Consider the following 792-nt stretch of genomic DNA (forward strand, 5'->3'; position numbering starts at 1 on the left):
CGGCGGATGGCGCGACGGGCGCGCCGCTCGCCCGGACGTCCGATGCCGCTGAAGCCGGAGCCGGCGCGGGCCCCGCGGCATCCGCCCCGGCCTACCCCGCCCTCACGACGACGGAGGTGACCCGATGAGGATCGCGATCGCCGGAGCGACCGGCGTCGTCGGACGCCACGTCGTCGTCGCCGCGGAGGCGGGCGGGCACGACATCCTGTCCCTGACCCGCCGGACCGGGCACGACCTCGAGCGGGGCACCGGGCCTGCCGGCTCGTCGCTCGCGGCCGCCCTCGACGGGGTGGACGCCGTGATCGACGTCACGAGCGTGGGAACCACCTCGGCGAGCCGGTCGCGCGAGTTCTTCATCGCCGTCACGCAGAACCTGCTGCGCGCCGAGCGCGACGCCGGGGTCGGCCACCACGTCGCACTGTCGATCGTCGGCATCGACGGTGCCGACGCCTCCTACTTCGCGGGCAAGCACGCGCAGGAGCGGCTCGTCGCGGCGGCCGATGTCCCGCACACGATCCTGCGGGCGACGCAGTTCCACGAGTTCGCCGAGCAGATGACGGCGCGGCTGTCGCTCGGACGGATGCTCACGCCGATCCCCGTCGGGCGCTACCGGCCGGTCTCGGCGCGCGAGGTCGGCGTGCGACTCGTCGAGGTCGCCGAGGCCGGGGCGGTCGGACGGGCCCGCGACCTGGCCGGTCCGCGCGAGGAACGGCTCGCCGAGATGGTGCGGCGCATGTTCGCGCACGACGGCGTCCGGCGCCCGGTCGTCGAGTTCCCGCTGCCCGGGCCCTA

The 792-nt window shown here is 75.8% G+C and carries 1 protein-coding gene; it reads left to right on the forward strand.

Features of this window, described 5'->3' with window-relative positions; all coding sequences use genetic code 11:
• Nucleotides 1-124 precede the first annotated feature (124 nt).
• Nucleotides 125-792, forward strand: a 668-nt coding sequence (locus ESO86_RS17890) for an SDR family oxidoreductase (protein ID WP_129236045.1), incomplete at its 3' end; no start/stop codon positions are given.

Origin of the sequence: Agromyces binzhouensis (assembly GCF_004135055.1) — a bacterium.
Classification (GTDB): Bacteria; Actinomycetota; Actinomycetes; order Actinomycetales; family Microbacteriaceae; genus Agromyces; species Agromyces binzhouensis.